Origin of the sequence: Paenibacillus sp. FSL R5-0744, from assembly GCF_037972555.1 — a bacterium.
Taxonomy (GTDB): Bacteria; Bacillota; Bacilli; order Paenibacillales; family Paenibacillaceae; genus Paenibacillus_AQ.
The window spans coordinates 1,373,276-1,389,387 of the sequence record NZ_CP150228.1 but is presented as its reverse complement, the minus strand read 5'-3'; the positions used below and the strand labels follow the sequence as shown (position 1 = coordinate 1,389,387).

16 protein-coding genes are annotated in these 16,112 nt (G+C 45.3%); 5 read left to right on the top strand and 11 right to left on the bottom strand.

Going from position 1 to position 16,112, the window contains the following annotated elements; genetic code table 11:
- Positions 1-135 precede the first annotated feature (135 nt).
- Both map and MKY19_RS06135 read right to left on the bottom strand, forming a co-directional pair.
- Positions 136-882 (bottom strand): type I methionyl aminopeptidase, encoded by a 747-nt coding sequence (gene map, locus MKY19_RS06140; RefSeq protein WP_042185608.1) that lies wholly within the window; start codon positions 880-882, stop codon positions 136-138.
- 7 nt (positions 883-889) lie between these two features.
- Positions 890-1,474 carry a TetR/AcrR family transcriptional regulator gene (locus MKY19_RS06135; RefSeq protein ID WP_076298271.1) on the bottom strand — a complete coding sequence of 195 codons (585 nt, stop codon included), beginning with the start codon at positions 1,472-1,474 and terminating at the stop codon, positions 890-892.
- A 282-nt stretch (positions 1,475-1,756) separates the two neighbouring features.
- On the opposite strand from MKY19_RS06135, the gene MKY19_RS06130 reads away from it, so the two are divergent.
- Positions 1,757-2,758 carry a lipoate--protein ligase gene (locus MKY19_RS06130; protein WP_339804181.1) on the top strand — a complete coding sequence of 334 codons (1,002 nt, stop codon included), beginning with the start codon at positions 1,757-1,759 and terminating at the stop codon, positions 2,756-2,758.
- Between the two features lie 84 nt (positions 2,759-2,842).
- Here the strand turns inward: MKY19_RS06130 and MKY19_RS06125 are convergent, their stop codons facing one another.
- The gene (locus tag MKY19_RS06125; protein WP_339801239.1) at positions 2,843-3,556 is read right to left on the bottom strand and encodes a metal-dependent hydrolase; all 714 of its coding nucleotides are present in this window, start codon (positions 3,554-3,556) and stop codon (positions 2,843-2,845) included.
- 229 nt (positions 3,557-3,785) lie between these two features.
- Here MKY19_RS06125 and MKY19_RS06120 point away from each other — a divergent pair, with 229 nt between their 5' ends.
- Positions 3,786-4,733 (top strand): DMT family transporter, encoded by a 948-nt coding sequence (locus MKY19_RS06120; protein WP_339245680.1) that lies wholly within the window; start codon positions 3,786-3,788, stop codon positions 4,731-4,733.
- Positions 4,734-4,745: 12 nt separating this feature from the next.
- Positions 4,746-5,549, top strand: a complete 804-nt coding sequence (locus MKY19_RS06115; protein WP_042124947.1) for a Cof-type HAD-IIB family hydrolase — start codon at positions 4,746-4,748, stop codon at positions 5,547-5,549.
- A gap of 176 nt (positions 5,550-5,725) precedes the next feature.
- Here MKY19_RS06115 and MKY19_RS06110 read toward each other — a convergent pair whose 3' ends face one another.
- On the bottom strand, positions 5,726-7,453 hold the full coding sequence (locus MKY19_RS06110) for an ABC transporter ATP-binding protein (RefSeq protein WP_339801235.1): 1,728 nt from the start codon (positions 7,451-7,453) through the stop codon (positions 5,726-5,728).
- A 354-nt stretch (positions 7,454-7,807) separates the two neighbouring features.
- On the opposite strand from MKY19_RS06110, the gene MKY19_RS06105 reads away from it, so the two are divergent.
- A complete protein-coding gene (locus tag MKY19_RS06105) occupies positions 7,808-9,025 on the top strand; it encodes a sugar efflux transporter (RefSeq protein WP_339269327.1) in 1,218 nt (405 codons plus the stop codon).
- A gap of 29 nt (positions 9,026-9,054) precedes the next feature.
- On the opposite strand, the gene MKY19_RS06100 is transcribed toward MKY19_RS06105, so the two are convergent.
- The 5 genes from MKY19_RS06100 to cysT form a co-directional block, all read right to left on the bottom strand.
- Positions 9,055-9,846 (bottom strand): MBL fold metallo-hydrolase, encoded by a 792-nt coding sequence (locus tag MKY19_RS06100; protein ID WP_339269325.1) that lies wholly within the window; start codon positions 9,844-9,846, stop codon positions 9,055-9,057.
- Positions 9,847-10,055: 209 nt separating this feature from the next.
- Positions 10,056-11,123 (bottom strand): sulfate ABC transporter substrate-binding protein, encoded by a 1,068-nt coding sequence (locus MKY19_RS06095; protein WP_339269323.1) that lies wholly within the window; start codon positions 11,121-11,123, stop codon positions 10,056-10,058.
- 321 nt (positions 11,124-11,444) lie between these two features.
- Positions 11,445-12,509, bottom strand: coding sequence for a sulfate ABC transporter ATP-binding protein (gene cysA / locus MKY19_RS06090; protein WP_042124940.1), 1,065 nt, complete (start codon positions 12,507-12,509; stop codon positions 11,445-11,447).
- 1 nt (position 12,510) lies between these two features.
- The gene (locus MKY19_RS06085) at positions 12,511-13,308 is read right to left on the bottom strand and encodes a sulfate ABC transporter permease subunit (RefSeq protein ID WP_042124938.1); all 798 of its coding nucleotides are present in this window, start codon (positions 13,306-13,308) and stop codon (positions 12,511-12,513) included.
- Positions 13,305-14,120 (bottom strand): sulfate ABC transporter permease subunit CysT, encoded by an 816-nt coding sequence (gene cysT, locus MKY19_RS06080; protein ID WP_042185592.1) that lies wholly within the window; start codon positions 14,118-14,120, stop codon positions 13,305-13,307. The genes MKY19_RS06085 and cysT overlap by 4 nt, the downstream gene beginning before the upstream one ends.
- Positions 14,121-14,326: 206 nt before the next feature.
- On the opposite strand from cysT, the gene MKY19_RS06075 reads away from it, so the two are divergent.
- On the top strand, positions 14,327-14,728 hold the full coding sequence (locus MKY19_RS06075; RefSeq protein WP_339269321.1) for a secondary thiamine-phosphate synthase enzyme YjbQ: 402 nt from the start codon (positions 14,327-14,329) through the stop codon (positions 14,726-14,728).
- A 141-nt stretch (positions 14,729-14,869) separates the two neighbouring features.
- Here the strand turns inward: MKY19_RS06075 and MKY19_RS06070 are convergent, their stop codons facing one another.
- Complete coding sequence (locus tag MKY19_RS06070; protein ID WP_076284085.1) at positions 14,870-15,451, bottom strand: TetR/AcrR family transcriptional regulator; 582 nt, start codon at positions 15,449-15,451, stop codon at positions 14,870-14,872.
- 4 nt (positions 15,452-15,455) lie between these two features.
- Entirely contained in the window at positions 15,456-16,088 is a 633-nt protein-coding gene (locus MKY19_RS06065) for a YigZ family protein (RefSeq protein WP_076284084.1), read from the bottom strand.
- Positions 16,089-16,112: the final 24 nt, after the last annotated feature.

Below are 16,112 nucleotides of genomic sequence, written 5' to 3'. Positions count from 1 at the left end.
AAATCGACATTAAAATCTACGAGATGTCAAAAGATAATAAAGTTCTAGACTGGCAGCCTCATCAGATCTACGGACACGCTGTCCCCGAACCCGAAAAAAAGAAGTCGACCATTTCGTTGGTCGACTTCTTTTTTTCTATTGCGCGGTCAAAATTTGTGGACCTTCAGCCGTGATGGCGATCGTATGCTCATATTGGGCGGCGAGCTTGTTGTCCATTGTCCGTGCGGTCCAGCCGTCCGGATCGATTGTCAAGAAGTAGGTACCTTCGGTGATCATGGGCTCAATCGTGAACACCATACCTTCTTTGATACGGGGGCCTTTTCCAGGCTTGCCGATATGCATATAAGTCGGCTCCTCGTGCAGGTCGCGGCCGATGCCATGGGCGAGAAGGTCGCGCACGACGCCGAAACCGTGTGATTCCGCATGCCGCTGAATCGCGCTCGTCACGTCGCCGAGTCGATTACCGGGCTGAGCCTGCTCGATGCCCAGGTCAAGACATTCTTTCGTGACACGCATCAACTTCTCGGCTGTCGGCGAGATCTGCCCGACCGCATAACTCCAGGCCGAATCGCCGAGCCAGCCATCGAGCTCAGCGACCGTGTCAATCGTCACGATATCGCCTTCCTCAAGTGGCTTATTGCTAGGGAAGCCATGCGCGATTACATCGTTGGCGGAGGCACAGGTCGCATATTGATAGCCCCTATAGCCTTTCTGGTATGGCTTTGCGCCGTGCTTCAACATAATGTCCTCGAATATGCGCTCAATCTCGTTGGTGGTAATACCCGGTTTGATAAGCGGGGCGATTGTACGATGACATTCAGCCACCACTTGGCATGCCTTGCGGATAGCCTCAATTTCATGCTTGCTTTTTAAAATGACCATGTTCGTATCAGGACCCCTTCGTAATAGCTTGGATAGCGAGTCGGGCGATTCGATCGACGTTCAGATCGGAATTGCCCGCATAGTAGTGCAGCCCACAGCAACCGACCAGCACAGCAAGCATATGGTCGACGCTGTCATCTTCGCACTGGGCGATCGATTGGAGTGGAACGTACAGGCGTTCCATAAACCGTCTCTTGGCGTGGTGTCGATCCCTTTCAGACAAGCCTACATAATGTTCCGCCGCCATTTTGTAGACGAGATATGCGCGGGCGTCCGACTGCCACAGCTGGAGCAGCGCTTTACAATACATCAACAACTGCCTGTCATCCGGTGGGCTGCCGCTGATGTCCGCCCATTTTGCGATAACTTGCTCACATCGCTCAAAGCCGCTTTCTAACACATCTTCTATTAATAAATGCCGGTTGGGATAATAATGGTATACTGTGCCGTAACCAAGACCTGCCTCGCGGGCGACGTCGCGAATATCAAAGCTGCCGCCCGTGCGAAAGTAGGAGCGCGCGGCGACGTCCAGGATCTGTTCTTTGCGCTGTATGCGTATGAGCTCATTTTGTTCTTTGGTACGAGGGCACATAACGTGTAACCTCCTTATTTAGACCTGCAAATTTGTCAATATAAAAAATAGTAACCCATGGGCTGAAAAAATGCAAAAGATTTCTTGATTTTCGATATAATGAAGTACTTAACAATAAGACTGAGCGCTGGAAATTCTTCAATTTAAAAATCGCAATCATTCAACGAATCTAGTCTAATACTTTATTTCCACCGAAACACGAAGCGATCTCTTTTGTTAAAAAACTGCTTTTGGTTTAAAATGAGAACTGTAATCAATTTTGCTGCAACGGAGGAATTCACTATGATTTTTATTGATAACACAGGGATTACTGACGCTTCCATCAATTTGGCGATTGAGGAATATGCGCTGAAACACTTGCCGATGGACGAGAGTTACCTGCTTTTTTATATTAACAGCCCATCTATCATCATCGGTAAACATCAAAATACGATTGAAGAAATCAATCAGGAATATGTTAAAGAGAATGATATTAAGGTTGTGCGGCGTTTGTCCGGCGGTGGAGCGGTCTATCACGATCTCGGAAATCTTAACTTCAGCTTCATTACTAAGGACGACGGCCAGTCCTTCCATAACTTCCTGAAATTCACCCAGCCGGTGATCGACTACTTACAAAGCATGGGTGTAAACGCTGAGCTTAGTGGACGGAATGATCTTCAAGTCGGCGAACAAAAAATTTCCGGCAACGCTCAATTCTCCACACGTGGACGCATGTTCAGCCATGGCACACTGATGTTTGACCTCAATTTGGACAATGTACAAGCTTCTCTAAAAGTAAATCCAGAGAAGTTCAAATCGAAGAGCACCAAATCCGTACGTAGTCGCGTAGCCAACATCAAAGAGCTGCTAGGTACAGACATGACCATTGAAGAGTTCCGCTCCGGTCTCCTACGTTCGATCTTTGGCATGGAGCCATCCGAGGTCCCTCAGTATAAGCTTCAGGAAGCAGACTGGGACAAAATCCACGAAATTTCCAAAGAGCACTACCAGAACTGGGACTGGAACTACGGTCTGTCACCAAAAAGCAATGTCAAACACACACGTAAATTCCCTGCTGGAATTATTGATATTCGTATGGATATTGAGGATTCCCTCATTAAGGACATCAAAATCTATGGTGACTTCTTTGGGGTTGGTGACGTAGTAGATGTTGAAAATGCACTTCGTGGCAAACGTTATAATGAGGTAGAGGTTAGAGAAGCATTAGCTGATCTGGATTTGAAGCATTATTTCGGACGTATTGAGCCGGAGGACTTTATCGGACTGGTTTTCTTAGAGGAATAGTTACACAAAAATAAAGGGGCCTGCTTATCCTATGCGCAATTTGCGTAAAGAATAGACAAGCCCCTCTTTCATATTCATTTTAGTTCAAGGAGAAAGTATAAATACATAGACAACGAACGCTAGAGTCAGCATGATGCAGATGTTCTCTACGGCTCCACCTTTTTTCGTGCCTGTACTCATTAGCTTTAGACGCAGCTTAAAGGGTATTGGCGGCAATGGTGTAATTCCTCTTTGAGTAAGGGAGTCTGCCAGTAGATGAAGTGCATACGACATACCGCCAGCTATCCACAGACTGCCACCATCATTTATACCCGCTGAGGCAAAATACAATAAGGCGCTCCAGCCCACAACTCCATACAAGGTATGTGTCAGTCCACGATGAGGAACAACCGATGAGACTACAAGCACGCACGCTGCAATGTAGTTCCATGGATCATAGGCTTCCCCGAAGGCAAAGAGTGCTATGGCAATCAAGATCATGACCAAATGGCGCAGCTTTCGACTAGGCAGGAAAGATACACTTCCGACTAGCAGTGCAAGCACAATATTCCAAGGACGTTCCACGATTCCGGCAAAATAGAGATAGATCGCCGCGCCTATCAAAGCAATTTGCAGCGCTCTTAATAGAAATTCTGGAATCGCCTTGCGCACAAGCAGCGAATTCGGTTCATCGATATCAGGCAGCAAAGAGCTTAACGCTGCGACTGCAATAACTGGAATCGTAATCTCGTGTGACATCAAACTCATTACAGATAGGGTAACCCCAGTGCTGATTATTAAATGGGATCTGCCCATCATGGTGAAACCGCTCCTTTCTAAGATGCGAAAAACAAGAACAAATGTGCGGTTATCGAAGTATATCAAGACCCTGTTTTTTTGTCTAGCCTAATCCCTTAAATCCCTTTAAATATAAGCCTTTGAGCGATTCCTATCTTGTCCTCCCCATGAATATACGATACAATTTGGACAACTTGACCTTGTCGTTCTTACAAGGACGGCATTTGCCGAAGAGAGGATGACCTAAGAAGTGAAGCGTTCCCGTATGGCCGATTTCAGCCTGCTACTTGTGGCGATGATGTGGGGATGCACCTTTCTGATTGTTCAAAATGCTGTCAAAGTGCTCCCTCCACTCGCGTTTAACAGCATCCGCTTTACAGGTGCTGCCCTGTTACTGGCTCTAATCACTTTTATTTTTTACCGCAAGGAGTGGAAACAGCTAAGTTTCCGCATGGTACGTGATTCTCTGCTGCTAGGCCTTTTTTTGTTTATGGGCTATGGCTTCCAGACCATGGGACTTCTATATACAACCACCTCCAATACCGGGTTTATTACCGGTCTATCGGTCGTATTGGTTCCGTTTCTATCTCTGGCGCTACTAAAGCATGCCATTTCACGTTACACTTGGTTCAGCGCGGCGCTTGCCGCAGTAGGTCTTTATCTGCTAACCTTCACCGGCTCTGCTTTGTCCCTGAATAAAGGCGATGCTTTGATCTTGCTCTGCGCCATAGCTTTTGCGCTACAAGTCGCATATACTGGCGTTTATGCACCTCATTATCCGGCGTTGCCGCTGGCAACCTTGCAGCTCGCCTTCGTTGGACTGTTGAGCATTGTCGCTTCGCTTATCTTTGAAGGAGCTGCACCGCTGGCACACAGCGCAGAGCTTATCAAGGACCCGGACGTTCTCTGGGCACTTTTAATCTCTATTGGTCCTACCAGCGCTTTTGCTTTCTGGATTCAAACCGCCTGCCAGAAGTACACTACGCCTTCCCGGGTAGCCATTATTTATGCCACAGAACCTGTATTCGCTGTTCTGACAGGCCTAGTCTTTGGCGGAGAAACGCTTGGTATGTCCGCTCTGCTCGGTTGTGGTTGTATTCTGGGAGCTATGCTTATGGCAGAGCTGAGTCCGGAACCGGGTCAGAATCAACATAAAAAGAATTATTTTTCCAAATTACATTTATTTAGAAAGAGATAAGGAGAGAGACAAATGTACAAATTGATCGCGATTGATATTGATGACACTCTAATTAACGATGATAAGGAAGTAACACCCGCTACACAGACTGCGCTTGAAGAGGCTGTAGCCGCTGGCGTTGTTGTAACCCTTGCTACAGGCCGAGCTTATGCTTCTGCACAAGCCATTGCCCGTCAAACTGGACTTAACGTGCCAATCATCACTTACCAAGGCGCACTCGTTAAGAACTTGCTCGATGAAAAGGTACTATATGAGCGTTACGTACCACAAGATGCGGTACACAAGCTGTTCACTTACTGTGTGGAGCATAATCTGCATTTGCAAACTTACATTGACGACAAGCTGTATGCCCGTGAAGACAACCAGAAGATCAAAGATTATACAGACCTGAACAAAACGCCATATTATATTGAACCAGATTGGGAGAAGCTTGTCCCACAAAAAACACCAAAAATGCTGATTATCGATGATCCTGCATTCTTGGATGAGCTGGCTCCAATTCTACGTGAATTGCTCGGCGATTCCGTGCATATTACCAAATCTAAACCACAATTCCTAGAAATCATGCATCATGAAGGAACCAAGGGAATTGCGCTTGAATTCCTAGCCAATCATTTTGGTTGTGATCTCTCCGAGACTATGGCTATGGGTGACTCTTGGAACGACCATGAGATGCTGGAAGCTGCCGGTCTGGGCGTTGCTATGGCGAACGCTATTCCTGCGCTGAAAGAAATTGCTGATTTCGTAACCCTGAGCAACAATGAAGATGGCGTAAAATACGCGATTGATAAATTCATTCTCAATAAAGTAAACTAAATCGGCTGAACTTAATAGTTTTATATACGTTAAACTTAAGATTTTTCTATTAAGGTAAGTGCGTGACTACGGGGAATGTTTGGACTTCCCCTCCGTCACTTTTCCCTTTTTAGAATGTTTTAAAGTTCAAAAGGGTGTTGCTACGCCATATTTTATGACGTTGCAACACCCTTTTGTTATTTCAGCAAGCTCGGTATTCCTGTAGATGCAAACTCTAATGCCTCTTGCTCACCCTCCCCAGCCTCTTCCTCTTCCAGCTGAGAATAGTACAAATCATGATATCTTCCTTCTGCTGCAAGTAGCTCCTCGTGGGTACCACTCTCCACAATTTCACTGTTCTCCATCACTAGAATGACATCAGCGTTCTGAATCGTTGATAGACGGTGAGCGATAACGAGTGTGGTTTTGTCTCCCATTAATTTACGAATCGCTTGCTGCACCAGCTTCTCCGATTCATTATCAAGCGCAGCAGTAGCTTCATCCAGCAACAAAATTGGAGAGTTCCTAAGAATCGCTCTCGCAATCGATAGTCGCTGGCGTTGTCCACCGGACAGGCGTGAACCTTCCTCACCGATATCTGTATCGAGGCCCTCCGGCAACTCCATTACAAAATCATAAGCGTTCGCTTGTCGCAAAGCTTCCAAAATTTCATGCTCATCTGCATCTGGATTTCCATTTCGGATATTATCACGGATACTTCCTGTATAAAGCCCTGACTCTTGCGGCACATAAGAGAAGTGACTCCTAAGTTTAGCTAAACTCATCTCGCTTGTCTTCTCATTATTTATAAACACTTCACCCTCATCAGGTTCATACAACCCAAGGAGTACCTTAAAAAGTGTAGATTTCCCTCCACCGCTCGGTCCCACAATTGCCATTTGAGCCCCTTTGTGAAGCTCTAAGCTGATTTTGTTCAAACTACGTCTCTCCGCTCCCGGATAAGAGAAGGATACCGAGGACATGACCATACGCTCAAATTCAGGCTGTTTCGTAGCTGCTTCGGGTAAAGCCTCCACTTCTACAGGGCTATCCAACACTTCAAAGATCCGTCCCGCCGCCCCAAGTGATTGCTGCATCGAATTGATCAGTCCTGGCAATGCCGAGAACGGCATCACTAAATAATTCATGAGCTGGATGAAAGCAATCATCGCACCGACCTCAAGTGATCCTTTTGCCACAAAATAACCAGCCACGACCAGCGCCAGAAGAAACGTAAAGTTTCCCAAAAAAGAGGAGAATGAGCCAGTAGCTCCCTCAATTCTTCCCCGTTTTAATTCTTCGGAAGTGATATTCTCACTATGTTCCTGATACTGCTTCATTAGTCTGCGTTCAATGCTAAAGGATTTAAACACCATACTACTGCCTAGAATGTCATGTAAAAAGGAAGTAATCTTGCTCATATTAGTCTGAATCTTCACACTGTTCTCACGCATCGCTGAACCGAAGATTTTTCCCGTAAGGAACATCAAAGGCCCCATTGCAAAACAGATCAATGCCAGTAGCCAGTTAATATAGAGCAAATAACCAAAAGCCGCAAGAGCAAGCAAAGGGTTACGGATTAAATCAATCATTACCTCGCCGGTAGCATTACCCACAGATTGATTATCATTAGTAAAACGGGACAACAAATCTCCGGAGTGATTACGGTCAAAATAAGACTGAGGAAGAGCTAAAGCATGTCGCATCATATCTAGCCGCAGTTCGTTTCTGATCTTGGCTGAGATTTTATTTTTGAGATAGCGATCGAAAAAACCGTTGATTGCACTCACTAATAAGTAGATTAATCCGAATATAACCAGCCCTTTAAAAGCTTTCACATCAAGTCTAACCGCCGCATCCGTAATTACTGAGAGCAGCCAAGCAATCGTTAAATCCAGAACAATCCCAAATAAAGTCGTAAACAATAAAACCGTATATAAGAGCTTGTGCCTTAACATGTATGTACTTAATCTTGAGAAAACACCTTTCTGCTTCAAAAAAATCAGCCCTCTCCCCTATTAGCTACTTATTACTCCCTTCCTGTCGTTGATAATTATTCTATATATGTAAATATAAGACGGTAATACTTTCTGATTATAAAGGATAAACATGATTCTGAATACCGAATCTAATAGATATCACAAAAGGGACATCAACAGTCTGAGATTTGTCCGAGTGATGCCCCTTAGCCAAATCGCATATATATTGTTGCTGTCTTTTTCATGTATACTAGAACCAGTTTGACTATCTTAACAATAATAGAGGAGTAACTTCACAACATGATCAAAAGACTTACTGCACTATTTTCAATTCCCTCTTATGCCTTACTCTTTTTATGTATGCTACTTCAGGGAATGGGGATTTCACTCAGTTCACCCTTCTTATCCATTTATTTCACGGAACAGCTTGGCGTATCTGTCGGATTGTTTGGTGTTTTTCTAGCCACCACGTTAATTGCCGGAATATGGATCAGCACACTAATCGGGAGACGCTCTGACCTCGGCTTAAATCGAAAAAACATTTACCTTGTTGCCACACTCTGTAATGCGCTGGCTTATAGCGGGTACTTGCTCATTCAGGATTTCACGATCTTGTTCATCTACATGATTGTGTTCACCGCCCTCGGTGCACCAGGGATGCCACAATTGTTCGCCATTGCTAGAGAAGCAGTGAATAAGAGCAATTTTACGGATACTGCGTTTGCTAATTCTACCTTGCGTTCTGCTTTCTCTCTCGGCTTTATTACAGGTCCTTTAATCGGCACGCTGCTAATCGCTGCTGTTGGGTTTAAGGGGATTTTCACGGGTACGATCGGAGTATTCCTGCTTGTTGCCTTACTCGTTTTCTTCTTTCTCAAATCAAATACAGACACAGAGCTGAGCAGCAACAAGGCTGAAGTAAAAGTGAAAACTTTCCGGCTCAGTCAGAACCGCAATATTCTGCTTCCTTTTCTGATTCTGATACTCATGTATGTAGCTCACTGGACGAGCAGCATCAATACGGCCCTCTTTATTACAAACAATCTAGGGGGATCGACAAGTGATGTCGGTCTAGTCAGCAGTATATGTGCTGCGCTGGAAATTCCATTTATGATTATGCTCGGTCTACTCAGTGCGAAGTACAGTAACCGAGCCTTGATGATGTGCGGGGCCATTTTAGGAGGAGCATATTATCTCGTTGTCATTTTCTCAGGCGCGATGTGGCAGATGCTTGCAGCCCAAGTTCTACTAGCCGTTTTCGTTGCTGTGATTTCAGCGATTGGCATTAGCTACATCCAGGATCTGCTTCCAAACATGCCTGGGTATGCTTCCACGCTTTATTCTAATTCATCCACGATCGGCAGACTGATTGGGAGTCTTGTTGGCGGTGGCTTAGCCAGTATTGTAGGTTACCGGTATTCATTTGTACTCTGTTTTATACTCATCATTATTTCCTTAGTCATGCTTGCGGTAAGCGGACGTCACCCTTTAAATGAACCAGAACAATTAACTGTTTAATCCGTTTATTTCTACTTGCCCATTCTCTTCTAAAGTGAAGAGAATGGGTTTTTGTATATTGGAATTCTCATACCTGTCTGGGCTAGAGTAACGTTCTCCGGTAAAATATATGCTTCTCTTATATCCACATCATGCGACATATGGGTATACACTGCCTTTTTAGGCTTCACGATTTGCAGTAGCTCCGCTGCCTCCGTCATGTCGTACACAGAGCGAGTGGATAGCTCCGCCGCTTCGTAATAGAAGCTTGTACCAAGGACCAGCAAGTCCGCCCCATGCATCAGGCGTGTCTCCTCGGCCCCAAGAGATATGGAATCAGGACAATACACCCATGTATAATCCTCCTTCTCTAGCCGAAAGGCGTACGAATATCCATTCTTACCATGGTTTACTTTCCAGGTATCTATCTTCCAGCCGTCCAGTTCTATCCCTTCATCACAGGGAATCATCTCGATGTAATTTCGCAGCCAAGGGTATTGCCGTTCGATAATAGGAATAACTTCTGCTGGAGTATAAAGTTCACCCTTAATGCCTGTCCATCGACAAGCATCTGCCCATTCAGGTAGCCCACCAATATGATCAAAATGAGCATGCGTCACCAGCAGTCTTCGCATATTCCGAACTCCCTGCGCCTCCATCTGACGTCGCCAATCTGGCCCACAATCAATCACTAGAAAGTCACTGCCATTATCTATAAGTACAGAGGAACGCAGCCTTGTATTGCTTCCATGCTCCCTTGCTTCTGTGCAGGTCTCGCAGCTGCAATATACCCGAGGAACACCCATGGCATCCCCAGTACCCAAAAACACCAATGTATCCATAATCTATCTCTCCTCCAGTTCCCATCAAGGAAGTCTTAAATTACCATATGTCTATCTTAATGATGCTCACCAAAATATCCCCACAAAGTGAAGCTTTGCTTCGATGCGTACCCAGGTACTTTGCGGGGGCCCCAAATATATACTTTCGTCAAAAAAGTCATCCCTTAAGCAGTAGCCCTGCTAGGATGACTCTATTTTTACACTTCTACCTATATTCCGGCAAGTATCTGATACCAAATTCCCCGCTTGGAATAAAGCGTGCTTCGCACCTCATCCCAGCCCCCTAAATAATTAATATCGAAGAGACCCGCTGGATCGGGGTAGCGGCTTTTGTTCTCCGCATAGACCTGTTTATCTACGGGACGAAAGCCATATTTTGCAAAGATCTCTTGTGCCTGTGGGGTCATCAAGAAATCAACTAATGCTTCTGCTGCCGCGCGTGTCCCATGCTTATCCGCATACTTCTCTACAACAGCCGCCGGGTTCTCAATCAGCATTGTATTTCTAGGAATAATGACTTCATATTTAACACCCTGAGCAATCCGGGCCAGCAGTTCATTCTCATAGGTGACAATGACATCACCCACTCCATACTCGAAGGCAGCCATAGATGCACGTCCGCTCTTATCCAAAGACTCCACATTGGCATGTACACTTTCTAAAAAAGCTTTCGCTGCTGCTGGATCCTTAACGCCCTTTTGCTCCTCTGACAGCTTCAGACCAGCCCCATAGATCGCGTTAATATCCCACTGCGCACCACCGGATGTTTTGGGATTTGGGTATAACACTTTAATCCCTGGCTTGGCTAAGTCCGCAAAATCGTGAATTCCTTTGGGGTTTCCCTCACGGGTACCAAGTGCGACTACCGAACGTGTCACCATGCCTTGTTCACCCTGCTCTTTCCACGTTGGCGCTACGAGTCCAGCCTTAACCAGCTTCTCGACATCACCTTCCATGGCTAGCAGTGTAACATCTGCTTCGAACCCACCTACGATTGCACGTGCCTGTGTTCCGGAAGCTTCATAGGACTGCTGAAAACTAATCTCCTGTCCAGTATCCGCTTTCCACTGCGCTGCAAATAACGGCAAAATATCTTCCATCGCATCCTTAGCCACACTGTATGCGCCAACGACTAGCGTAACATCCCCTTGCTTCGAAGGATCTGCCATCGTCGTAATCGCCTTCTCATTCCCGCAACCGACTGCCGCCAGCGTGAGTATGGCCAGCATTAGGGCAGCAAAACATCCGTGCAGTTGTCTGCTCCTTTTGAAATTCATTGCGGCCCACATCCTTCGAGGTAATGATTTTAATATTTCCTTGAAAGTAGCTCTATGGCTGAACTAAAAATTCAAGTAACCAACGTTCGGTATTTGCCGTAATTACGCGGAATGTTTGGACTTTCGGCCGCTGTTATGCTCTAATTTCTTGATTGGAACCGTATTACGGTTGAAATTAGAGCATAAAGGCGGTCGCTACAACTCCTACAGTTCCAAACTTCCACTCCATTACTCTATACCAATACTTCAGTTCCTCTAATCCTAGCTCATCACATTCGCTACTCTTCAAAAAAAATTGAAAATCATATTATTTATTTTATATTAAATAAATATCGGCATCGGATCTTCTTTCAGGTTGTTCTCCTGGATCCAGCTTCGCTCATCATTAAACAGGTAAGCGCGGTGCACAAGGACTGAGATATCCTGTCCCGGCTGCAATGTTTCTTTCTCCAAAGAACGGTAAGTAACCAGCTTATGACCATTAACTTCAACCTCAACGAGCCATTCACTTCCACGGAAATGCAGATGCTTTACGACGCCTTTTTCCGTAGCTGAAGCCATCTTGAACTCATGCAGGTTACCAACTTCAATATACTCAGGACGAATTAGTGCTTTGGTAGGCTTACCATCTCCAGCGCCTTTAAAGCCTTTCACCTCAGAAGCATCTTCAATCAGTGTCGACTCCCCGATAAAAGTTGCCACAAATGGTGTTTTAGGCTCCTTATAAATATCCCAAGGTGTACCCTTTTGTTCCAACTGCCCTTGGTTGATGATCATAATTTCGTCCGCGACTTCAATCGCTTCATCTTGGTCATGCGTTACGAAGATGGAAGTGATGCCAACACGCTCAATCAGCTCACGTAGCCAAGCGCGCAGCTCCTGACGGATCTTCGCATCAATAGCTGCGAACGGCTCATCTAAGAGTAATAGCTGTGGTTCAGGCGCAAGTGCACGGGCAAAGGCCACACGCTGACGTTGTCCACCAGATAGCTGATGTGGATAACGCTTCTCGAAGCCTTTTAATCCCGTAAGCTCCACCAGTTCCATAACACGGTCACGAATGGCAGTTTTGCTGGCCTTCTTAACTTTTAATCCAAAAGCAATATTATCAAAAACAGTCATATGCTTAAATAATGCATAGTTCTGAAAAACAAAGCCGATCCCGCGCTCTTGAGGAGGAAGATTGTTAACTGTCTGACCATGAAAAATGATCTCGCCATTATCCGGTGTCTCCAGCCCTGCGAGCATACGAAGAATCGAAGTTTTACCGCCACCACTCGGGCCGAGCAGTCCGATCAGATGACCTTTTGTAATGGTGAAATTGACGTCCTTGACCGCATGAAAATCTCCAAAATGCTTATTTAATCCCCGCACTTCAACATGCATATTACTGCACTTCCTTTCTTCTCTTGGTCCATTCCATCAATAACAGTAGACCTGCGGAAAATGCAGCCAGAACTAGCGCTATTCCTCCAGCAGCCGTTACATTAAAATTCTCAACATCCTGATAGACTAGCGTCGTCGCCGTCTGGGTTTTGTTCATAATGTTACCCGAGACCACGAGCACCGCCCCGAACTCACCTAGTGAACGAGCCACCGTAAGGATGACCCCATACACAACCGCCCAACGAATCGAAGGCCAAGTCACCTTCCAAAAAATTGTCCAGCCACGAGCGCCCAGTGTAGAAGCAGCTTCCTCCTGCTGTGAACCAATCTCCTGAAGCACCGGCATTACCTCACGCACCATTAAAGGAAAGGTTACGAACAAGGTGGCAATGATCATTCCGGGAATCGCATAGACGATCTTCAGCCCAATCCCTTCAAAAATCGCACCCAAGGCGCTATCCGGACCCAGCAGCAGGACAATCATAAGCCCGCCAATGACGGGGGACACAGCATAAGGCAAATCAACAATACTGTTAAGCAAGCCCTTTAGACGTCTATTTATCCAGTTCGCCCGGACAAGATACAGCGCCATCATAATTCCGAACAACGTATTTAATAACGTAACTACGATCACAACAAGCCCAGTCATCATAAGCGCATGCAGCGCTTCAGGCCTAGTCAGAGCATTCCAGAAACCACCAAATCCTTCACTAAAAGCACCTATAGCCATTTTCCCTAGCGGTGCAGCGATTAGCAGAAAAAACACCAAGTAGGTGAGTCCGATCCACAATTTTCTCATGAGCGTCTCCCCCGCATCTGCAGCATATTAATGAGCCAAAGAATGAGAAAAGATAAGGTCAAGAGAATGACAGAAACCGCTGCTGCGGAAACCGGATTATCACTTTCAACTTCACCAAAAATAAAAACAGAAGATACGAGTGTACGACCTGGAATATTGCCTGCTACGAGGACTACAGCGCCGAATTCAGCAAGCGCCCGCGAGAATGCGAGCATTCCACCGCTGATCATCCCAGGAGCCATAGAGGGGAGAATAACATGCCAGAAGACTCTAGTTCCCTTGGCACCCATTGTATATGCCGCTTCCTCTTCGGAAGGATCAAGTTCCTCCAGCAAGGGCTGAACCGCTCGAATCACGAAGGGAAAGGTTACGAAGACCATAGCAATTACGATTGCCGGTTGATGAAAAACAATTTCAAAACCAAGCGCTTCTGCAGCCTTGCCGATAAGACTACCAGGTCCGAGCAAGAGCAAAATCATCAAACCACCAACTGCCGTCGGCAGTGCAAATGGTAAATCCACAAGACTATTAAGCAATGCTTTACCAATGAATTGATAGCGAATAAGAACCCAGGCAATCATTGTTCCTAAAAAGACATTAATTAAAGTAGCGATAATCGCCAGCTTTAAGGTTAACAGCACCGACTTCCAGGCAATCGGGTCGCTTATGCTTTCCACAAAATTACCGAAACCCAGTGAAAAAGAGTTGTAATAGACCCCAAGTATAGGCAGCACGATCAATACTACAAAATAGAGCAAAATTGTAGTTCGGAAACCCCAAGTCCAACCTTTGTGTCTAAGCAGCGAATTCAATGATTTTGCCCTCCCACCTCCGGATAACCGGTCGGTATACTAACCAACATCTCCATTAATTATTCCTATTTATATACTTGGTTTTATATTATTACTACTTTACCAAATCCTTCTCGTTGTCGTCAATTACTTTCAAGTGAATTTGGGGTAAAATATATATAACAAAGGTTAGGAAAAAGTGGCACATCACAGGAAGGGGAATGATTATGCTGCATACACTGGAGATTACTACAACGAAACGGGATGAATTACGGGATATTACTCGTGAAGTCATTTCTTTTGTGAAAAAAAGCGGGGTGCGTAGCGGGGTGGTCGTAGTTTATTGTCCACATACCACCGCAGGAATTGCAATCAATGAGAATGCAGATCCTGATGTGAGGCATGATGTTCTGATGCGTTTGGATGAAGTCTACCCTTGGGAGCACCCGAAGTATCGACATGCTGAAGGCAATACTGCCTCCCACCTTAAGTCTATTACATCCGGACCTTCCCAGAGCATAATCATCCATGATGGCGAACTATTACTTGGACGTTGGCAGGGTATTTATTTTTGTGAGTTTGACGGACCTAGACGTAGACAATGTTTCTTAAAAATTATTGAGGGATAAACGATGAATGGCCGCTTCCGTTATTGCTACGGAGCGGCCATTAAAATATAACTAGAATTAAATATTACTTTGACCAAGCAGAGAAGTAGCGTTATACCAATGCACAGCTTTAAAGTGTGAACTTATAAAAAAAACAGCATGTTAAAGGCTGCGACATAAAACCTTGATATGAGCTGATGCTGCCTCTTTTACATCCTCAAATGATACTTTATCTTGGATATAATAAGATATAAATCCGTGAGCGGATAAGAACAAGGTTAGCGGCACGTTCTGCCAATCCTCGGACACATATCCCTCTTCCTTCATATGACGGCGTACAATACTTGAGAATAAATCAAAACATCGTCCCTGCTCTGCCCTACAATAAGCCAGCAGCTCTTCATCACGAATCATGAACATAATTTCATACTGATAAGGATGATCTATTCCAAACCTTATAAACTCCATAATTAGCTGCTCTACTCGAGTCATACCCTCTTCAGGTGGCTTATTCATTACTTGACCAAGCAAAGTAGCCACATGATTAAAATCTTCGACAACAATGGCGTAGAACAATTCCGCCTTCTCTTTGAAATGATAATAGAGAGAGCCGTGGCTGTATCCCAAATGCTGACCGATGCTTCGCATTGAAATCGCTCGATACCCTTTGGTAATAAACAGATGCCTAGCGGCCTCTAATATTCTTTCCCTCGACAACTCCTGCTCCACTGCTCTCCTTGCCATATACCTAATCCCCTTCGCTGTAGTAAATCCGCCGCCCTTCTGTTACCAAGGCTTGCCCTTGGGTTAGATCTGTTATCCATGCCATAAATGCGTCTCCCTCGTCATTTCGCGGTAAACATAACAACGTTACTTTATCGGTGAACAAAGTCTCGCCGGTCTGAATACCTCTTCCCCGAAGTTCGTTCTCAACCTTGCCTAGCCAAGTGTAATCAATTTCTACGAATACCTCTCGTCTTAGCACACGGGTGATTACTTCTCCTGCTTCAAGCGCAAGCACTGCCCCATCCGTATAAGCTCTAATCAGCCCTCCGGCACCCAGCATAATGCCTCCGAAATAACGGGTAACAACAATTGCGACATTTTTAACTCCCTGGTTGCGAATTACTTCCAAAATCGGTTTGCCGGCTGTTCCACTCGGCTCCCCGTCGTCCGATTGCCTCTGGATTTCGTCTCTCTCCCCAATCACATAAGCAGAACAGTTATGCGTTGCGTCCCGATGTTTCTTCTTGATGTCTTCGATAAACAACAATGCTTCTTCTTCATTCTCAACTGGCATAACATGACCAATGAAGCGAGATTTGCGGATTACGACTTCCTTGGAACCGGAAGAGCGCACCGTTCGATATTGTTCTAACATAATTATTCCAGTCCTTATATACAT

Excerpts from the sequence above, each read along its gene's own strand:
- map (WP_042185608.1), bottom strand. The coding sequence starts at position 882 with ATGGTCATTTTAAAAAGCAAGCATGAAATTGAGGCTATCCGCAAGGCA.
- MKY19_RS06135 (WP_076298271.1), bottom strand. The coding sequence starts at position 1,474 with ATGTGCCCTCGTACCAAAGAACAAAATGAGCTCATACGCATACAGCGC.
- MKY19_RS06130 (WP_339804181.1), top strand. The coding sequence starts at position 1,757 with ATGATTTTTATTGATAACACAGGGATTACTGACGCTTCCATCAATTTG.
- MKY19_RS06125 (WP_339801239.1), bottom strand. The coding sequence starts at position 3,556 with ATGATGGGCAGATCCCATTTAATAATCAGCACTGGGGTTACCCTATCT.
- MKY19_RS06115 (WP_042124947.1), top strand. The coding sequence starts at position 4,746 with ATGTACAAATTGATCGCGATTGATATTGATGACACTCTAATTAACGAT.
- MKY19_RS06105 (WP_339269327.1), top strand. The coding sequence starts at position 7,808 with ATGATCAAAAGACTTACTGCACTATTTTCAATTCCCTCTTATGCCTTA.
- MKY19_RS06100 (WP_339269325.1), bottom strand. The coding sequence starts at position 9,846 with ATGGATACATTGGTGTTTTTGGGTACTGGGGATGCCATGGGTGTTCCT.
- MKY19_RS06095 (WP_339269323.1), bottom strand. The coding sequence starts at position 11,123 with ATGAATTTCAAAAGGAGCAGACAACTGCACGGATGTTTTGCTGCCCTA.
- cysA (WP_042124940.1), bottom strand. The coding sequence starts at position 12,509 with ATGCATGTTGAAGTGCGGGGATTAAATAAGCATTTTGGAGATTTTCAT.
- MKY19_RS06085 (WP_042124938.1), bottom strand. The coding sequence starts at position 13,308 with ATGAGAAAATTGTGGATCGGACTCACCTACTTGGTGTTTTTTCTGCTA.
- MKY19_RS06075 (WP_339269321.1), top strand. The coding sequence starts at position 14,327 with ATGCTGCATACACTGGAGATTACTACAACGAAACGGGATGAATTACGG.
- MKY19_RS06070 (WP_076284085.1), bottom strand. The coding sequence starts at position 15,451 with ATGGCAAGGAGAGCAGTGGAGCAGGAGTTGTCGAGGGAAAGAATATTA.
- MKY19_RS06065 (WP_076284084.1), bottom strand. The coding sequence starts at position 16,088 with ATGTTAGAACAATATCGAACGGTGCGCTCTTCCGGTTCCAAGGAAGTC.